Raw genomic sequence first — 19,389 nt, forward strand, 5'->3', positions numbered from 1 at the left:
TGCATTTAGATCGGAATTTTGAGTGTATAAACTTATTTGTGAATGAACACTATTACTCCTAAAATACGCTTTGATAAATCTGGCTATTATTTTATTGGCCTAATGGCATTGGCCTTTGCAGGTTTTTGGAAATCATATTTTTCAAAGTTTTTTAATGGCACTAACGACTATAACTTCTATTTCCACTTTCATGCTACAATGATGGTGTTATGGGTAGTTATACTCATTGTACAACCCATACTTATCCGTAAAAAGAAACTGCACATTCACCGCATTATCGGCAAGCTTACCTATGTGTTAATGCCATTAATGCTTGTATCGGTATTACTGATATTGAATAGTGGAATGAGAACAGCACCTTCGAATGAAATTATTTTCGCCAGGGTACTTTTTCCTGTAAGGGACTTCTTTTTCCTACTTGTTTTTTTTAGCATAGGTGTAATCTATCGACGTAATATACAGGTGCATGCAAGGGCGATGATTATCACAGGTATTGTATTTATAGAACCCGCATTATTTAGGCTTTTGGGAAGATTATTAGGTCAGGCGGGTGCTTTGATAGGCATTTTTCTAATCTTATCCCTGTTGGTTACCTTAATGATTAAAGAAAGAAAGCAAAAAAGTGGAAGGTGGCTGTTTCCTGCTTTTTTCATTGTCGATGTGATCGTATACCTGATATTAATTCTTCAGGTTCCGTTGTCATTTCTGGATCCTGTTGTAAGATGGTTTGCAGCTTTGCCACTTACTTAATTACACTAATAATTATGACTAACAAATTTACTTTAACCATCCGTTTCCTAGCGACATTGTTTTCGCTTTTGCTCAAACTTACATTACCAATGTGATTGTAACGGATGTTGAAAAACCAAAATTGCTACCAAATCAAAAAGGTGTATTTCGTTAATTAATAAGTTAGCTGCAAGGCTACCAAAGACAGCGAACAACTTAAACATATTCAAGAAATGGACAAAAGCGAAAAAGTAATAACAAGAACGGTCGTAATTCCTGACGACTTAGAAGCCGTTAAAAAATTATGGTTTGACTATTTAGTTTGGGGAAACGACAACATGCAAGAACTCTATAGTGTGCATCCTCATCATCCTAAAGAAACGGTTGAACAAGACTTACAGCAGATTAATAAGTTTCAGCCACCTTACGGACAACTTTTTCTATCTATTTATGAAGATAAAGTATGTGGACTTGGAAGTCTAAAAAAAATCAATCCTGAAATCGGCGAAATAAAACGAATGTTTGTTGACCCAACTTTTAGACAAATTGGGGCTGGACAAGCTATCCTTGAAGAACTTTTAGTTGAAGCAAAAAAAGTTGGTTACAAGAAAGTTCGACTTGACAGTCCTAAGTTTATGAAAGCAGCTCACTCATTATATAGAAGCTTTGGTTTTCGTGACATTGAAGCATATCCAGAAATGGAAATCCCAGCAGAGTTTAAGGACTATTTATTGTTTATGGAATTAGATTTAACTGACGACAATAAAGCTGGCTTGAAGAATTTTCCGGAAGATGGGACTGGATCCTTCTCTCAGAAAACTATTCCGTAACGAGGGATGGTGAAACAGCGGCGTTCCTGAATTCGATCTTTGCAAATGACCACCAGCTTGAGTTCCGCCGTAGGATCCATTCTCAGTATTCGCGATGGAAGGGGTACATTTATCACTTTGCCCACCTCACCAATGCGGCAGACATCATTCGATCAGGCAAAATCCTGAGCAGGCACAAAGCAGAAGTGTTGAAGAACGGTTTTTCAAATGCTGCCGGAAACGTCGTTGCGCGCCGCGATGAAGCTCATAATTATGCGAGATTCTATTTCCGGCCACAAACTCCAACGCAATTCTACAACGAAATGCTTGGAATGAATGAATCAGACCCTTATTACCAGCGTGCTTTATTACTCGGCTCTCCGAAGTGCCCTGTTCCGGTATTCTTCAGATTTCCGCTTTCAGAGGTGTTGGATACCAATGCCGGCAGATGTAATGTCAGCGATGGCAATATGCAGACAAACTGGGCGCAGGTTTTCCCCATCGGTCCTGAGCTGTTTCAAAATTTCGATTTCAACTTCCTTTACAAGACTTTTGAAGACATACTACAATTAACAAAAACCGAAGTTAGTAATTACGACCGGGCTTACTTCCGTCAGATCCTTAACGGCTTCCTTCAGCGATTACAATCAGCTTCGCAACAAGAGTTTCTTGTAAAAGACTACTTCGAATTAGAGAAAATTGCGGGAATTGAGATCATTGTTCCTAACGAGAATGCCCGGCGGGCATTGATACAAATGATCGGCAGTGATCATATATTTGCTGAACGTATACAGATAGACAATGGGTGGCTGAACATCTTTCATTATAAAAATGCAGCGGTCAACTTTGACGGGGAGCAGCTTACTTTCAAAACAACTTATAGCCGGCCGCATGAACTGATCTTTGAGTCGCAATCCGCAGGTGAAACTGAAATTACCGATGGCTTTCCATTGAAACAAAGTTCACAACAGGTGACAGCAATGAAACATATCAGTTTGCGATTGAAACCAAATATCCCATTCACATTAAAATTCCGTGATGAAAAAAGACAGGAATGGGTGATATTTGAAAACCAAAATCCCCAAATAGCAATCTATGGCGATCACATTTATTAAAGGCAACCTGTTTAATTCTAAAGCTCAAACAATTGTTAACACCGTTAATTGTGTCGGAGTAATGGGTAAAGGAATTGCGCTTGTCTTTAAACTAAGGTATCCGCAATTGTTCGCTGCCTATCAGAAGGCTTGTAAATCCGGGGATATACAAATCGGGTATCCATGGCTTTACAAGGATCAACCGGGGATACCATGGGTGTTGAATTTCCCTACAAAAGATCACTGGAAATACCCCAGTAAGCCAGAGTTTATTGAAAAAGGGTTAAAAGCCTTTGTAACAAATTACGAAGAACAGGGAATCACTTCAATTGCTTTTCCGATGCTCGGAACTCACAATGGAGGACTTGATACAGAATTAGTGAAGAACATGATGATCTCGTTTCTCGGATCTTGTCCCATACCGGTCGAAGTTTACGAATTCGATCCTAATCAACCTGACGACCTTTTCGAACGCTTTAAGGCACAGTGGCTTAGTTTGTCTCCGACAATAATTAAATCACATACCGGCATCAGAAATCAGGCACAGATCGACGCGGTATACAGGGCATTGAACTCCGGGCCGATACAGTCGCTGATCGGACTTATCGAGGCAAGAGGTGTTGGGATGGTAACGATGGAGAAATGCTTCCGATTTGTGATGGATTACCGGCAAAACACGCTTTTCGATTAAAACGAAAAAGCAAATCGTTACATTTTCAATCTTGATCTTTCCTCACCCTGATCATTTTGCTGGGCCTTTGCTTGTTTTTCCAGATTTTCAGCGATGACCACCAGCAGAAAGGTTTCCTGTAATTGCCGGATCCCGGCTTTCAGGTCCTCCCTGATCGGAGGATCCTCTAAAAAGGCTTCATCACTGAAGCCAGCCTACCGCGCAGCACCTAAATAATTTATTATCAGATAATTATGCAGTTCCACCAGAACCACATTTTCCGGTATTCGGTCAGGCCTTCATCAAGGTGATGCACGATACGCTGTTTGATATCATAAAAGAAAAGGTAATCCTCCCCTTCTTTTGATAGGGTCAAATCGTCTATATCTATCCGGTTCCAGGGCATCGGTTTGCCTGAGCTCCTTTAAGCGCCAGTCTATCGTAAAGTCCGTGCCGTTGATGTCGATGTGGGGAAGTTTCCCTGCTCGCCTGGCGGCTTGCAGGGAAACCTGTGACAGTGGTTGAGGCTTCATATTTTCCTTTCTTTTATCTTCTGCCTGCCGCTGTTCAATCAGATCGCCCAGGAAGCACATGGCTATGAATTTATTTTCGGTTGCGTACAGCTCTTCCTGCCCACGATGGTTCTGGCTGAAAAAATTATCCATTTCCGTTACTGTCTCTTTATCCCATTTTTCGAATGCCGCCCTTGCAGCTTTAAAATTTTTATGTTCCGCAAACCGGAGTACCACACCGTTTGAATGCGATCCAAATAAAACCTGAAGATCTGGTGGTCATTTGCCCACCAATGCATCACCATGTCATCAGTTTAAAAGTAACAGCAATGGTGAGCGACCGCCAAAGACATCCGTAGGTTTGTTCACTGATAGTAACTTCCGATAATTCACCAATCAGCCATATGCCCCCAACAGCCCGATGCTCCAGGAAGCTGAACTTGGAATTGGAGTTCGGTGCCAGACGGCTGACAATATTGCTAACTAGCTGGTAATAGGGATCCGGGTATTCCACTGGCTTACCCTTCTGCTGCTGCCGGATTTTAGCAAAAGCCTTATAGTAATAGTCATGAATGAGTATAGCTATGCCATCCGGGTTTTTGTCAAAGGCAAAATATAAGATATCTGACAAAGCTTTGAAATATTCAAAGTCTCCGTCTTCTTTCTTCTCTATAAAATATTTAACGATTCGGGCTGATGTGTAATAGATCAGTATTTTTCATATAAACAGCAGGAAAGTTAAAATTAATAAGGTAGTTACCAGCAATAAGCCATAACCGGTTAGCCTAACAAGCCAGGAGATCCCGCTCAAAAAGACAGATAAGTTAATCACCGCGTATATACCGATCAGGCACAGTGCAGTTACGAGAAAGATTCTGAAAAACAAGTACTCCAGCTCTTTTTTTGAAAAGGTCAACGATGACGATAGATGCGTACTTTTCATCCAGCGTCGCGATCACCTAAGTAATATTGGATAGGCTACGCTTACCAGTCCGATAACAAAATGAATACAAAGATCAGGTATGCTCATGACAAGGTGATTCCGCTTAGTTAAAATTAATCATTTTCAGGTTAATGGCAAATCTGCCTATCCCTCATCGGATCTAGTCTAAAAGACAGGTCATTGAAATAAACCATATTTTTAGGCGGGAAAAAAATATCTTTGAATAATGTCCTGATAGGCTGATAGCAAGGCAAAAACCAAAAACCATGAACTTTATCCGTTTAAGCGATCATAATACTCCGCCGGAGTTTTTTAAGGATAATTTACCTTTAGTCTTTTTGGGAGCGGTGCAGCATATCAATGTCATCGTAGGTGCCAATAACTCCAGGAAAAGCCGCTTTCTTAGGCATATTATACAACAGGAGCATAAAATAGTCATCAGCTACGATGGCGACCTTAATCAGCTTTATTGGCAGGGGAAAAGACTGATGCTAAAGCCAGAGGATGGGCCGAAAGAAATATGGCGGGACACTTGGTTGGCTATCCGGATAGATAACCTGGATGATAAGAGTGAACGTGAAAAAAGCATAAAAACCTTCTTTCATAGGAAAGCAGGACAAAACCAGATTGATGCGACATCTTTACGTGCGAATTTGGATGAATTAGTCTCCTCCCTATCCAATATGGCCGTGCCGGACAATTTCAAGTCCTTCTATGATTTACTGGATAATTTCCTTGCTGTCCTGACGATGAGCGTAGAGGTATATGAAAATATCAAAGACTTTGAGGGAAGAAATAAGTATAGTAACCAGCGCAGTACTTTTCAAAGGCATATCGATGCCAGCTTTCCGGGAATCAATCCTGGTGACACGGTACCATATTGGCAGGAGCGGCTGAGGCTGTTAGAAGAAATTCTCCAATTTGCTGGTGAGCTGAAAAAAATATCCGTAGGTCCGACCCATCCCCACGTGAATTACCTGCCGGTATTGCGCACGGCGCGAAAACTGGAGGTAAATGCTGATAATATCTTTGAAATAACTTTACGCAAGCAGTACAAAATTAGCGAAGATTCAAAGCTTACAATTGAAACCGGACTCAATCTTTATGATAAGGTGGGGCTTGCGAGGAACGGTTCGCGTTCAGAAATTCAGAACTTTCATGCCTTCGAGCAATTTATCGGCGACACTTTTTTTCAGGGTAAAACGGTACACATTGTTGCCCGCCGGGCTACTAGTGCTGATAGCCAACACATACACATCAGTCTGCCGGATGAGAGGGAAGACGTAACCATTCAAGAACTTGGAGATGGGATACAAGGTGTAATTGCCTTGCTGTTCCCGATTTTTACGGCACAGGAAGGCAGTTGGATTCTGATCGATGAACCTGAAAATCACTTGCATCCAGGGTTCCAGCTTATTTTTATCCAAGCTCTTGCGGCTAACCCTTTGCTTATCGCAAAGAAGCTCACCTATTTTATAAACACACATTCCAACCATATCTTGTCCGAATCTCTTTTAAGTAAGGGCGGGTTAGAGGTTTTTGTATTCAATCGCAAAGACAAGGATTCATCAAACGTCAGGTCTATCAACGGCCATGAACACAGTACGCTTGAAATGCTTGGGGTGCTTAATACGTCTGTACTGATCAGTAATTGTACGGTTTGGGTTGAAGGTATTACGGACAGGCTTTATCTCCGAGCATTTTTAAATGCTTACCTGGAATCCCTTTCTCACGACAAACACCGGCCACACGAGGGATTGAACTACAGCTTCGTAGAATATGGCGGTAAAAACCTGAGCCACTATGATTTTGAAGGCAACGTCACTGAAAACCACGAGCTTCTTCAGGAAATCAACTCCGTATTTATTAACGCCAATGTGTTTCTATTAGCTGATCATGACGGCAATGATGAAAAACACAAAGCCTACGAAGCTGTAAAACGCCCTAATTTTGTATATCAGCATACTGTACTGCCCGAGATTGAAAATCTGATTCCAACGCAAATCTGGAAGGACTATTTATTAAACGAACTGAATTGTGATGCGAAAACTGTTGCGCTCATAGGGTCTATCGAAAACGTAAAACAAAAACTCGGGGCTTATTTTAAACTTCTCCTCACGAAAAAAGGAAAGCCCATCGCTATTGAAAAAATACAAGGCGGCGGTACACTTGCCTATACCTATAAAAAAGGAATAGCCGATTATGTTTACCGTAATGTTATCTCTGGCGAAATCAAGTGGGAACAGCTTTCCACTTCGCCAATTTTAAAAGAAATAACGGAGAAACTTTACCATTTCATAGAAAGCAAAAATATTCCAGCATGAGACACTAACAGTAGATACTATTAACGCCAGCTATCAGCTTTCTTAAAAGTGCAATTATAAAAGGTAACGTAAAATTTTAATGATAATATAGTTGAAAATCATATGAAATAAAAAAAATACTGTATATTTAAAACAACAATTAGAGTCATTTGCTATTGCGCTATTCGTAGAGTAAAGGACCTTTGAAAATGTAAATTACTGATTATTAACACATAAGAGTGAAGGTTCACAAACCTAACTCTCCGCTGATAAGGATTCCTTCAAAATCTGACGAAAGTTGCTTTGAAAAGAGCAACCTTTTTCGTTGATAACTTTTTTCAGTAACAATTTCTTTAGCCCTTCCAACTATCAGAAAGAATTGAGGATATTAAAATTGCATCATTTATAAATTGAACTTGGTATAAGTATAGTTCACATGTTAAAAGGATCTAAAATGGCGGGTAGTTGTTTGGAAAATTCGTTTTTAAAAGAGCCTATACAATGTGCGCTGGACTACGCTTTCGGAAGATAGGCCTTTAAATATAAAGGCAGGATCATATTCAATTTAAGGAACGGCGCTTTACGGTATATTAAATAGTGTTATGGCCGTACAAAACTAAAAGCGTTAACTCCATTAAAAATGAGTCTTAAGCTATCGTTGATTATTTTTGAAAATCCAGACCCCCACAGCTTAAGTTCACAAGGCACCGGTTATCAGCAGGCATTACATTTCATTCTGACTTATTTAAAGTAAGAATGAAGATTTTACTTAATGCATCTTTTTTGGTTACTTAGTGTTTAACAAGTACCAGCCATGATCAACAGCTACCCGATAGATATAATTCCTGAAAATGATAATGAGCGGGTTGCGGTATTAGCGCGGTACGAAATATTCAACACGGCTGAAGAACCCGGTTTCGACAGTATTTGCAAACTGGCGCGAACGATGTTCAATATGCCCGTTTCGCATATCTCTTTCCTGGATGCAACGCATGAAGCGGTCAAGGCATCAGCGGGTTTACCGCCCATGCCTTTGATTAACCGGGGGGAAAGCCTTTGTGCCCTCTCCGTGCTTGATACGGAAGTAACGGTGATCGATGATGCGCTTCAGGAACCTTTACTGGTGAATAATCCGGCGGTACACGGTGATTTCGGTCTTAGATTTTATGCAGGTGCTCCGCTGACCACGCCGGATCACTATGTGATCGGGACGCTTTGCCTTGTGGACAGGGTGCCCCGTAGCTTATCTGCACATGAACGCAGGATGCTCAAAGAACTTGCTGCCGTTGTGATGGAACAAGTGGAACTCCGTCTCGCTAATCGTCGTCAGGATTCGGTTCAGCGAACGACCAACGAACAACTGGCCGGAAGCGAAAAGCGCCTGCAAGGCATATTGGATACCATGGCGGAAGGTGTCGGAATAACAGATAAAAACGGCCGGTTGACCTACGCGAACACCATGGCGCAAAAGATATTGGGCTTGACGGAAGACGAGATCAGGATCCGAACGTATCATGATCCTAAGTGGCAGAACCTTCGTGTTGACGGCAGCCTGCTTCCCGATGACGAACATCCGATGGCAGTGATGATGCGCACCGGGCAACCGGTATATGATATGGAAATTGGCGTACAGCCGCCAGACCGGGAGCGATTCTATATCAGTATAAATGCGGCGCCGATCTTTGATGAAGACGGGCAATTAAGTGGCGGCATCGGCACTTTTATGGATGTTACCCGCCGCCGTAAGCTGATCAACCGGCAGGATGAATTCATCAGTGTGGTGAGCCATGAACTCAAAACACCGTTAACAGGCTTAAAAGGCGCCTTGCAATTATTAGAAAGAGCGGCTGATAAACCTAATCCATTGCAGCCGAAACTGTTAGAACAGGCTAACCGGAGCATCAACAAGATCACGAGACTGATAGAAGACCTGCTGAACTTTTCGCGTGTTGCCGAGGGGCAACTTCGTCTCAGCAAAAGTGTATTTTCGGTAGTTGAACTGATCCGGGAAGCTTCTCAGTTTTTACGTCTGTCAGCCCATTTTAATTTAATGATCGAAGGCGACGAAAAGCTCCTGGTAGAAGCAGACCGTGACCGGGTGGAACAGGTAATGATCAATCTGTTTAACAATGCTTTTAAATATGCGCCGAAAAGCAAGCAGATACACGCAAAAGTCGAAAATTATGCCGGTGAAATCAGAGTATCCGTAGCTGATAATGGGCCGGGAATGACGGAAGAACAGCAGTCCCATGTTTTCGAACGCTATTACCAGGGGGAAAGGTTGCAAAATACGGGGCTTGGTTTGGGGCTATATATTTCCGCCGAGATCATAAAACGTCATGGTGGTCAAATAGGCGTGATCAGTAAACCTGGCGAAGGGAGTACATTTTGGTTCACCTTGCCGAATAACTTACTGCAATAGCGGCATTACGCACAGCTATCAAAATACATATCTTTACAGCCATTGAATTTAAGCGATGTTAACAGAGGTGACTGAAAGTACCGAACAATTTTTATCAGGCGGAGGCGAAATGGGCAAGCTGATCCGTACCATGGACTGGTCAAAAACAGCCTTAGGCCCGGTGGAAAGCTGGCCGCAAAGTTTACGTACTTCGGTGAGTCTTTGCCTCTCCTCGACATTCCCCATATTGATAGCCTGGGGGCCGGAAACGATTCAAATTTACAACGACAGCTACCGACCTATCTGCGGCGAGATGCACCCCCGCTCTATGGGTATGAATTTCCGCGTCTGCTGGGAATCGGCACTGGAAGTGGTTGGTGATAAATTCACCAGGGGGCAGCAGGGTGAAGGCACTTACATTACCGACCAGCGGATGTTCCTGGAGCGTTACGGTTACCTCGAAGAAGCATGGATGACGTTTTCTTTTGCCCCAATCCGTGATGAAACCGGTGGTGTTGGTGGGATCTTCCACCCGATCACTGAAACAACAGAGAAGATGCTGGCGGGCAGGCGTACTCAGGTGTTAAAGGATCTCGGTGCCGTAATCAGCAAAGCCAAATCAGTGACCGAAATAGCCGACCTGACCAACGCGCAGTACGAAAGCTATCAGTTAGATGTGCCTTTTATGCTGTTTTACGAGCTATCGGGTACAGGAGCTCAATTGGTAAGTTCCGCAGGCGTTACCAACGCTGCCGCTTTAGCACCGCCGGTTATAACCATTGGTGATCATCAATGGCCCCTGCAACAAGTGATAGCTTCGGGGGAACTGCTAACGGTGGAAGATCTCCGGGCATTATTTGGTGATTTCCGCAGTGGCCCGTATGAGGTAGCGCCACATACGGCCATGATATTGCCGGTGAGGATTTCGGGACAACAAGATCTTTTTGGGTTTATCATTGCCGGGGTTAGTGCCTGCCGGGCTTTAGACGAGGCATACCTCAACTTTTATGATCAGCTTGAGAGCACCTTTAATACAGCAATTTCCAACGTTTATGCCTACGAGCAGGAACAAAAACGGGCGGAAGCGTTGGCCGAGATAGACCGCTCTAAAACGGCATTTTTCAGTAATGTAAGCCATGAGTTCAGAACACCATTAACCCTGATGCTTGGCCCTTTGGAGGACCTGCTGCAAGCAGAACCTGAGGGACATAAGAAAGCGCAGATCGAGGCGACTCACCGTAACGCAATGCGTTTGCTGAAACTGGTCAATAACCTGTTAGATTACAGCCGTGTTGAGGCGGGACGCATTCAGGCTGCCTACCAGATACTCGACCTGGCAGAGCTGACCACCGATCTGGCCAGCAGCTTCCGCTCTATTATTGAAAAAGCAGGCATGGCGTTACTGGTGAAATGTGATACGTTGACCAGCGACTTTTACGCCGACCGCCAGATGTGGGAAAAGATCGTTCTGAATTTACTATCCAATGCTTTTAAATATACGCTGGAAGGAACCATTTCAGTAGACCTGAAGCAGGAAGGTGATTTTGCGTTCCTGCGCGTAACAGATACGGGTGTCGGTATTCCCGAAAAAGAATTGCCACATATGTTCGAACGCTTTCATCGTGTAGAAAACTCTGCAGGCCGCACCCACGAAGGTTCCGGTATCGGGCTATCGTTGGTACATGAACTGGTACAGCTTCATGGTGGCGAGATCAATGTGACCAGCATAGAAGGCCGGGGAAGTACATTTACGGTAAAGATCCCATCGGGAAAGGCGCACTTACCGGAAACACAGGTGGTGGCATCTACCCGTGAAACCGAAATAAGTGCAGTAACTGCGCCTTTTATTCGTGAAGCGTACAGCCTGTTACAAGATGAAGCCAAGGGAAACAATGAAGAAGTTACTCAAAGATCCAGTGATATCGTAAGCACCCGTGATCATACCGTCAGTTTAGAAACCAATATCCTTATTGTTGACGATAACGGCGATATGCGGGCCTATCTTAAACGACTGCTGGAACCTTATTTTACAGTAAATACGGCACCGAATGGCCTCGACGCTTTAAAACGGATCAGGCAGAGCCGGCCCTCATTGGTATTGAGCGATATGATGATGCCCGTAATGGATGGAAAAGAACTATTAAATCATATCCGGAACGACGAAGACCTGTACAGCCTACCCGTGATCTTCTTATCAGCGCGTGCCGGAGAGGAAGCCAGGATTGATGGGTTAGAAGCCGGTGCCGACGATTACCTGGTAAAGCCTTTCTCTGCTGCGGAATTACTGACCAAGGTGCGTGCCCAAATCAATATTAGTAAAGCCCGTGGTTATGCCGAAGAGCAACTGCGAAACTTGTTGACTGAAGCACCGGTAGCGATGTCTATTTACCGCGGCCCCCACCATGTGATCGAACTGGCTAACGACCGCATGTTAAACTATTGGGGACGGTCAAAAGAAGATACCTTAAGACGACCATTATTCGAGGCCATTCCCGAATTAACACAGCAAGGTTTTAAAGAAATATTAGATCATGTTTATCAAACCGGCGAACGCTTCGTGTCAGGTGAAATACCATTAACCTTACATCGCTTTGGTAAGGACGAATCGATATACGTCAATTTAACCATTGAAGCGCTCAAGGACGAAAATCAACTGATCAACGGCTTGATCACCGTGGCCGCCGATGTAACAGAGCAGGTGACCGCCCGTTTGGAACTGGAAAAAGTGAGCGATACTTTACGTTTAGCCATGGATTCGTCCGGTATGGGTATATACCGGATCACGGTAGCAACAGACCTGCTGGAAGTATCTCCGCGCGGACGGGTAATTCATGCTATACCGCCTGATGAGGTTCTTACTTATGAGCAGACATTGGCTGTGGTAGTACCCGAACACCGCGAACGTTTCAGCCAGGCTATCTCCAGAGCCATCAATGAAAATATCAGCTATAGTGAAGATTACCAGATACAGCCTTTTGACGGCAGCAAGAGAAGATGGCTCAACTCCACCGGTAAGGCCGAGCTTGATGAAAAAGGAAACGTCATTTCTGTTGTAGGGACACTATTCGACATCACAGAATCCAAGGAGGATGAGATCCGTAAAAATGATTTTATTGGTATGGTTAGCCATGAGCTGAAAACACCGCTTACTTCGCTTAGCGGATTTACGCAACTCGGTTTAAGGCATGCCCGTAAAAATGAGGACCAGTTTAATTCATCATTATTTGAACGCGCATCGAACCAGGTTCGTAAGATGAACAGTCTTATTAACGGATTTTTAAATGTTTCCCGTTTAGAATCCGGTAAGATACACCTGGATCTGACCAGCTTCCGACTGGATGAACTCATCCGGGAAATTGTTAACGAAATTAGTCTTACGGCCGGCGGCCAGGAATTCGAGGTGAATTCGGAAGAAATTACGATCGATGCCGACCATGACAAGATAGGCACGGTATTAACAAATCTTTTAGGCAACGCGGTAAAATATGCCAAAGATAAAAAGGTGACCATAAGTGTTATCAAATCGCATGACAGCGTTTCTGTTAGTGTAAAAGATGAAGGTATCGGCATAAACGAATCAGAATTGCCTAAGTTATTTGATCGTTATTACCGGGTGGAAGGTAATGCTGCGCAAAACGTGTCCGGTTTCGGCATCGGCTTATATTTAAGTTCAGAAATCATCATACGTCATGGCGGTAAAATGTGGGCGGAAAGTACCATGGGACAGGGAGCGACATTTTATTTCACAATACCGGCAATTGGGTCATGAAGAACTTATTGCCATAAACACCAGTAACATAACGCTGTTCTGCTTTTATATTTTTTAAAATTTTCAATACTAAAAAGGCCGCTTTGTGCAAGCGGCCTTTCTGTAATAATTAAGTTAACTTACGCTTTCGCTGCGTCACGCAGGGCCTTGATCTGGTCATGCGCTGCATTGATCTCCGAAGCCTGATTTCTAACGATCTCCAAGGCTTCAACAGGCAATTCACCATCAGTGAGTGCATTTTGGTAAGCTTTTTTGATCGCGTCTTCTCCGCGTTCCGCTTCCGACAAAATACCGGCACGGTCGCTGCCACCAAAAAGAGCCTTTACGTCAATCCAGGCACGGTGCAGTGTACCACCAACACTGTTGCCGGTTTCCACTTCTTCGGCAGAACCGACAATAGCTGCCAATTCCTGGCCATTCTTACGGCTTTGTTCCGCATAACCTTGAAAAACCGCTTTCAAGTCGATATTTTCGTCTTTGATATCTGCGATTGCTTTTTCAAAACCGGCTACGCGGTCATTATTAATTTCGATCAGGTCGTTCAATACGCCTGTTGCATTTGCTGTAGTTGCCATAGTATTTCTTGTTGTTCAATGATAGGCTATGCGTACACCGAATACCGTGCCAAATAAGGAGATTGTTGAAATGCTTAACTTAAAATTAATGAAACAAGATTGACTGTACCGAGAAAATAATACTCCTAAAATATCCTGGCAGCTTTAAAAAAGATTCCTGTTGTACAACTTATAAAAAAGAGTGTACGAAAAGAAAGACGAAAGAACTAACTGTACCTAATTGTGGAAAGTTCTGCTAAAAAGGACTAAGAGGTCTTATTAACCATTTGCTTTCTGATCGCGTCAATATCCAACAGGGAAAAGACGGCACTGATCTTGCCGCCGCTTAATTGGTAAAAAACGTTTTCTGAAAATGTGATGCGGTTACCATTAGGCTGAAATCCCATGAATTCACCGGCCGGAGTGCAGTCGAAATGCAAGCGACACGCGATCGTATCTTCACCAGTAACCAGCAATTCGATATGGTAAAAAAGATCCGGTATGGCTTTTCGTTCCTGTAAACGGCTTTTTATGTAGTCGTCAAGTGTAATTTCCCGGCCGTTATAAGCAAGTTCATTCGCTACAAAAGCCGAAAGGCCCGCCAGGTTACCGCTGTTTAAGCAATTAATATAACGACGGTAGAAAGCCTCGTTTGTTTGCATAGCTCGTATTTTAGTATGGGTGTATTATGGCAGCCAGTCATGTAATTTTAAAACCGCGCCGGCAAATTGCGGCGGCGCTTCCTGAGGGATATTATGCCCGGCACTTGTAATGATGTGTTCATGTCGTCCGCTAAACCACCGGGCATGATCTGCTGTCCCGCCGGGCTTCAGCGGGTCGGCAGTCCCATCGATCGTGACCGTGGGCACCCTGATCGCCGGCTTTTGTGCCAGCCTGTCTTCCAGGTGTTGCAGGGCAGGATCGCCGGTTTCCTTACCGTGCATAAAACGATAGCAATGAATGACGATATCCACGAAGTCCGGATTGTCAAAGGCCGCGGCCGTCCGGGCATAGACCTTTTCGTCAAAATTCCAGTTGGGCGACCATTCCTGCCAAAGCAGCCGGCCGATCTCGTAACGGTTGCTGACCAGGCATTCACGGCCGCGCTCAGACTGGAAAAGATGCTGGTACCAGCAGACCTTTTCCAGTGAGGGTGACAAAGCATGCCTTTGCTGCTGAACGTCGATGATATCATAACCGGCATACGACACCAAACCACTGATCTTGTCGGGCCAAAGCGCGGCCGCCGTGCAGGATGCGTTTCCACCCCAATCAAAACCCCCAAGTATGGGCCGATTTAGGCCAAGCGCCTCAGCAAATTCGATAATATCCAGGGCTCGGATAGCCTGCTGCGCGTTACGTGCAGTGTTTTCAGACAGGAACCTTGTCTGTCCGAATCCCCTGGTAAAAGGTGTATATACTTTTGCTCCGGCTGCGACGAGGTATGGTGCCACCTGATCGAAGGCCCGGGCGTCGTAAGGGAAGCCATGGCACAAGATCACTGGCCAGCCATCAGCAGCACCATATTCCATGTAGGCGATCGCCAGGGTCTGCGTGTTAACGATTTTTACGAATGAGTCATCCATAAGCAATAAACGTTTATAACCGGTGGAATTGTTTGCAAATAGTTTTGCCTGCCGGCATTTCTTTAAACCTGTTCGATATGATTTGGAAAGAACATTGCCACTTGACGGCGCGCTAAAAAACAAGCACGTCATTTACTATTTTCAACCGGCTTCTTTATCTGAGCCATTGACGGCAGAACGGCAGGCGATCGCTAAAATGACGATCACACATATTGCCATAATGGAATGTGTTGCCATATAAAGCATCATTAGCTATTTCATGATACTGACGGGTAATATATCCGACAGGGATGCGCCGCCGTATGACTTAATAGAAGCACCCTTGCTATATTCAAACATTGCTACAGGGGTCAACTCCTTGCCCGGTATGCCACCATAAGTATACACAGGAGCGGTTTGAGCTGCAAAGGCATTAAAATACGAGAGACGAGCGCCATACTGGGCAGACAGTTTTTCGCTGAATTTATGGGTGTTGCTGATGTAAAAGCCCAACTCGTTAGCGGATTGTTTGGCTGATGCGGTCGTATTGAAAAGTGAACTATCTGTCAGTGGTGTTTGTATACCTGGACTGACCTTATATTGAATAGCAGATAACCCGAACGACAAGTTTAGTTTTTCATTTTTCCGGTAGGTCCAGTCCGTTTTTAACTGGTACTGATCAATATGTTGTTTATTGATAAATGATTCCGGCTCCTGTAAAACGCTCAGGTCGCTTTGATACCTGCTGAACAGTACTGTGGTTTTTGCGGACAGCGTTTGTGAAAACTCGTGTACTTGTGTTATCGCGGCGTTGGCATTACTATAACCCAGCTTGAAATCCTTACTCATACCCAGTCTGTCATTGCCATAATAACCGGCAATACTGATGCGGTCTTTCGTGCCGATCCGGTAATCGGCTTTAGCATTAAAATCCTGAAAATAGGCCACCGTAGAATTGGTATTTGGGTTGCTTGATAGTTTCAGGAATAGATCGGCATACGTTCTGCGCCCGGCCAAAAACACCGTCCCTTTATTTTTGAGGATAGGAAAACCCGCAGCCACTCTTGCTGATACAGTTCCGATACCTCCGGAAACAGCTAAGGAGTCGGCATTCCCGTTTTTTAACTGAATATCCATCACCGAAGATAACCTGCCACCATACTCGGACGTGATACCTCCTTTGATCAGCTTGACATCCTGCACTACTTCCGGGTTAAAAACAGAGAATAATCCAAATAAATGCGATGTATTAAATACCGGGGCGCCATCCATCAGTACAAGGTTCTGATCGATATTTCCGCCGCGTACGTTAAAACCGCTTGAACCTTCGCCAACAGAGCTTACGCCGGGCAATGTCAGCACGCTTCTGACCACATCTACTTCGCCGAACAGGGCGGGCATTCTTTTCAGGATCGCGATACTTATAGACTGTGCACCCATTTCCATATTCCTGACCGGACTTGATTTTCCCTGCGCCCGCACAACTACCTCCTGCAAGCCTGTGCCACCGGTCTTTAATACGAGGCTCAATTGCTGGTCAGCGGTTATGTTGAGCTGCTGGTTTATGGATTGAAACCCGACATAGGTACACAGGATGTTGTAGCGGCCTTTGGATAAACGGAACTTAAATTGGCCGTTGACATCCGTAGAACTACTTAAGGACTTTTGCACGCCACCAGGCATCGGATCGATCCGCACGGTCACTCCGATGAGAATTTGCCCTGAGGTATCGCGTACGATGCCGGAAACTGCAAAGTCGCTGTTTTGTGCAAGGACGTGCTGGCAACCCAGGAGCAGGAATAAAATTAAGAAGTGTTTTTGATTCATGATATCGTTTGTTGACGATACAAATGAGCGATATACGGGGTAACAGATCATCTGCTATCGTATCGAAACGCCCCGGCAGCGAGATGAAATGGAAAAAAATCAATCTGAACAGATTCCCTATGGACAGGTACGGACAAAACTTGCCTTGACGGCTTCAATGTGTAAATCGGGCGGTCTGTAATAAAGAATGGAAGCTTGGGCCGAAAACCGTGATTTTTTTTACGCAATTTACTGATGTTTGTATCACAGCGCTGCGCTAAACTAATAAATTTGATACTGCCGGCATATATAGGTAAAACAGCAATGAATGACAAATGGATCCACATCATAGGGATGCCGGTGGTGACGATGATATTAATAGCGTTCGGAGATGTTAATCCGCTACGGCTTAGTCAGGAGATGTTAGCCATCAAAGTGATCAAGAGCCTGTTTTTCGTGCTGTGTTATTGGGAGAGCAACCGCATGCTGTTTATGTACATGCGTACCCGCTATCCGGATTTGGGTGATACCTCCAAACGGGTCACATGGCATTTGCTGGTATTCGTGGTCTACGTAGTTATTGCCGGCTTTGTTTTTACCTATATTAATATGAGCCTGCCGCAAAATAAACCCGAATCTTTTTGGAGAGAATATCGCGATGTGTTGGAAAAAAGCCTGCTTTTACTTGGATTGGTCACCGCGGTATATGAATGTGCCTACTATTTCAGGTTATATGAAAAAAGCCAGTTCGAGTCTGAGCGTTTGAAAAAAGAAGCCCTTATATCACAGGTAGAATTGCTGAAGGACCAGATCAGCCCCCATTTTCTTTTTAACAGCCTTAATGCTTTGATATCCATGGTTCCGGAGGACCCTCAGCTTGCCGTAATTTTCATACAGAAATTATCTAATGTATACCGGCACGTACTGAGCTACAATGGGAAAAATGTGATCGACCTGCAAACCGAGAAAGATTTTCTGGATGATTTTATTTTCCTGCACCAAATCCGTTTCAGTGCCAACCTGATCGTCGAATTCAAGTTACCCGATCAATTGGATCAGCTAAAGGTTATCCCATTTACATTGCAAATGCTGGTGGAAAATGCGATCAAACATAACATCATTTCAAACCGCAAGCCGCTGACCATTTGTATCCGTGTTCATAAAAAAGTCATTACGGTGAGCAATAACCTTCAGAAAAAAACGTCCGGCGTTGAATCAACGAACACAGGCCTGAAGAATATAGTGAACCGGTATGAACTGCTCACAGGTAAACCGGTACATATCACAACTACAGCCAACGAGTTCAGCGTGGCACTTCCCCTGATTTATGCTAACGAAGATCTATGAAAATACTTTTAATTGAAGACGAAGCCCTGGCCGCCAAAAGGCTTAGCACGCTGATCGGGAATTATGACCCCGACATCGTCATTCTGAGTACGATAGATAGTGTTGAAGATGCCGTGATCTGGCTCAATAACAACCCGCCACCAGACCTGATCTTTATGGATATCATGCTGGCTGATGGTCAGTCATTCGAGATCTTTGAACAGTCGGAAGTTAAAACACCTGTGATATTTACCACGGCGTTCGATGAATTTGCGATCAAGGCATTCAAGGTAAACAGTATTGATTACCTGTTGAAACCAGTTGAGCCTCATCTGCTGGAAATGGCTATGAAAAAGTATAAAAGTTTAATGCCACAGCCCGAAAATTTCAGAGCGATCATGGAATCGTTACTGATCGGCACCGCAAGGGACAAACCAAATGAACCATTTTATAAAAATCGTTTTTTGGTTAAACAGGGGGATAAGTTCATACCCATCGCTATTAAGGATGTCGCTTATTTCAGTTTTGAGGATAAACTTTCCTTTTTAAATACATTCAGCAATAAACGATACATGCTGGACCATACACTTGACGAATTAGATAAAATGCTTGATCCTGAATTGTTTTTTCGATTAAACCGCCAGCACATCGCCTGCTTTGCGGCGATCAAAACAGTTCACAATTATTTTCACGGGAAATTAAAGGTATATGTGTCGCCGGAAGTCGCTGCCGGAATCATTGTCAGCAAGAGCCGGGCTAATTTATTCAAACAGTGGTTGAACCGATAAACTGAGCGAGCAACAAGGGGGAATTGCCAACGGCAACCTCCGGAAGGCAGCCGTCATGATGACATCAAAAAACAATCTCAAAGTACTGTTCATAAGTTCAGCTTGGTCAGCCATTCTGCG

17 protein-coding genes are annotated in these 19,389 nt (G+C 44.0%); 11 read left to right on the forward strand and 6 right to left on the reverse strand.

The window, feature by feature from the left end; all coding sequences use genetic code 11:
* The first annotated feature begins 42 nt into the window (after positions 1 to 42).
* The 4 genes from ABD894_RS02150 to ABD894_RS02165 all read left to right on the forward strand — a co-directional run bounded on the left by ABD894_RS02150 (position 43) and on the right by ABD894_RS02165 (position 3,323).
* Positions 43 to 750, forward strand: coding sequence for a hypothetical protein (locus tag ABD894_RS02150; RefSeq protein ID WP_345209332.1), 708 nt, complete (start codon positions 43 to 45; stop codon positions 748 to 750).
* A gap of 212 nt (positions 751 to 962) precedes the next feature.
* Complete coding sequence (locus tag ABD894_RS02155; RefSeq protein WP_345209333.1) at positions 963 to 1,559, forward strand: GNAT family N-acetyltransferase; 597 nt, start codon at positions 963 to 965, stop codon at positions 1,557 to 1,559.
* A gap of 107 nt (positions 1,560 to 1,666) precedes the next feature.
* Positions 1,667 to 2,653, forward strand: coding sequence for a DarT ssDNA thymidine ADP-ribosyltransferase family protein (locus ABD894_RS02160; protein WP_345209591.1), 987 nt, complete (start codon positions 1,667 to 1,669; stop codon positions 2,651 to 2,653).
* Positions 2,634 to 3,323, forward strand: a complete 690-nt coding sequence (locus tag ABD894_RS02165) for a macro domain-containing protein (RefSeq protein WP_345209334.1) — start codon at positions 2,634 to 2,636, stop codon at positions 3,321 to 3,323. The genes ABD894_RS02160 and ABD894_RS02165 overlap by 20 nt, the downstream gene beginning before the upstream one ends.
* 311 nt (positions 3,324 to 3,634) lie before the next feature.
* Here the strand turns inward: ABD894_RS02165 and ABD894_RS02170 are convergent, their stop codons facing one another.
* Both ABD894_RS02170 and ABD894_RS02175 read right to left on the reverse strand, forming a co-directional pair.
* A complete protein-coding gene (locus ABD894_RS02170) occupies positions 3,635 to 3,967 on the reverse strand; it encodes a hypothetical protein (protein ID WP_345209335.1) in 333 nt (110 codons plus the stop codon).
* Positions 3,968 to 4,112: 145 nt separating this feature from the next.
* Positions 4,113 to 4,445 carry a hypothetical protein gene (locus ABD894_RS02175; RefSeq protein WP_345209336.1) on the reverse strand — a complete coding sequence of 111 codons (333 nt, stop codon included), beginning with the start codon at positions 4,443 to 4,445 and terminating at the stop codon, positions 4,113 to 4,115.
* 578 nt (positions 4,446 to 5,023) lie between these two features.
* Between ABD894_RS02175 and ABD894_RS02180 the strand changes: the two genes are divergently transcribed.
* The 3 genes from ABD894_RS02180 (at position 5,024) to ABD894_RS02190 (ending at position 13,230) form a co-directional block, all read left to right on the forward strand.
* Positions 5,024 to 7,081, forward strand: a complete 2,058-nt coding sequence (locus ABD894_RS02180) for an AAA family ATPase (RefSeq protein ID WP_345209337.1) — start codon at positions 5,024 to 5,026, stop codon at positions 7,079 to 7,081.
* Between the two features lie 793 nt (positions 7,082 to 7,874).
* Positions 7,875 to 9,482, forward strand: coding sequence for an ATP-binding protein (locus ABD894_RS02185; RefSeq protein WP_345209338.1), 1,608 nt, complete (start codon positions 7,875 to 7,877; stop codon positions 9,480 to 9,482).
* A gap of 55 nt (positions 9,483 to 9,537) precedes the next feature.
* Positions 9,538 to 13,230 carry an ATP-binding protein gene (locus tag ABD894_RS02190; RefSeq protein WP_345209339.1) on the forward strand — a complete coding sequence of 1,231 codons (3,693 nt, stop codon included), beginning with the start codon at positions 9,538 to 9,540 and terminating at the stop codon, positions 13,228 to 13,230.
* Between the two features lie 119 nt (positions 13,231 to 13,349).
* On the opposite strand, the gene ABD894_RS02195 is transcribed toward ABD894_RS02190, so the two are convergent.
* From ABD894_RS02195 to ABD894_RS02205, 3 genes are all read right to left on the reverse strand, one after another.
* Complete coding sequence (locus ABD894_RS02195; RefSeq protein ID WP_345209340.1) at positions 13,350 to 13,805, reverse strand: ferritin-like domain-containing protein; 456 nt, start codon at positions 13,803 to 13,805, stop codon at positions 13,350 to 13,352.
* 245 nt (positions 13,806 to 14,050) lie between these two features.
* Positions 14,051 to 14,446 carry an ester cyclase gene (locus tag ABD894_RS02200; RefSeq protein WP_345209341.1) on the reverse strand — a complete coding sequence of 132 codons (396 nt, stop codon included), beginning with the start codon at positions 14,444 to 14,446 and terminating at the stop codon, positions 14,051 to 14,053.
* Between the two features lie 24 nt (positions 14,447 to 14,470).
* The gene (locus ABD894_RS02205) at positions 14,471 to 15,370 is read right to left on the reverse strand and encodes an alpha/beta fold hydrolase (protein WP_345209342.1); all 900 of its coding nucleotides are present in this window, start codon (positions 15,368 to 15,370) and stop codon (positions 14,471 to 14,473) included.
* Between the two features lie 22 nt (positions 15,371 to 15,392).
* Here ABD894_RS02205 and ABD894_RS02210 point away from each other — a divergent pair, with 22 nt between their 5' ends.
* The gene (locus tag ABD894_RS02210; RefSeq protein ID WP_345209343.1) at positions 15,393 to 15,611 is read left to right on the forward strand and encodes a hypothetical protein; all 219 of its coding nucleotides are present in this window, start codon (positions 15,393 to 15,395) and stop codon (positions 15,609 to 15,611) included.
* A gap of 11 nt (positions 15,612 to 15,622) precedes the next feature.
* Here ABD894_RS02210 and ABD894_RS02215 read toward each other — a convergent pair whose 3' ends face one another.
* Positions 15,623 to 17,176: a TonB-dependent receptor gene (locus tag ABD894_RS02215; protein ID WP_345209344.1), complete on the reverse strand. Its 1,554-nt coding sequence runs from the start codon at positions 17,174 to 17,176 to the stop codon at positions 15,623 to 15,625.
* A gap of 23 nt (positions 17,177 to 17,199) precedes the next feature.
* Between ABD894_RS02215 and ABD894_RS02220 the strand changes: the two genes are divergently transcribed.
* From ABD894_RS02220 to ABD894_RS02230, 3 genes are all read left to right on the forward strand, one after another.
* On the forward strand, positions 17,200 to 17,325 hold the full coding sequence (locus tag ABD894_RS02220) for a hypothetical protein (RefSeq protein WP_345209345.1): 126 nt from the start codon (positions 17,200 to 17,202) through the stop codon (positions 17,323 to 17,325).
* Positions 17,326 to 17,410: 85 nt separating this feature from the next.
* Complete coding sequence (locus ABD894_RS02225; RefSeq protein WP_345209346.1) at positions 17,411 to 18,502, forward strand: sensor histidine kinase; 1,092 nt, start codon at positions 17,411 to 17,413, stop codon at positions 18,500 to 18,502.
* The gene (locus tag ABD894_RS02230; RefSeq protein WP_345209347.1) at positions 18,499 to 19,269 is read left to right on the forward strand and encodes a LytR/AlgR family response regulator transcription factor; all 771 of its coding nucleotides are present in this window, start codon (positions 18,499 to 18,501) and stop codon (positions 19,267 to 19,269) included. Before ABD894_RS02225 ends, ABD894_RS02230 begins: the two co-directional genes overlap by 4 nt.
* Positions 19,270 to 19,389 lie beyond the last annotated feature (120 nt).

The sequence above is a fragment of the Mucilaginibacter gynuensis genome (assembly GCF_039541195.1).
GTDB lineage: Bacteria > Bacteroidota > Bacteroidia > Sphingobacteriales > Sphingobacteriaceae > Mucilaginibacter > Mucilaginibacter gynuensis.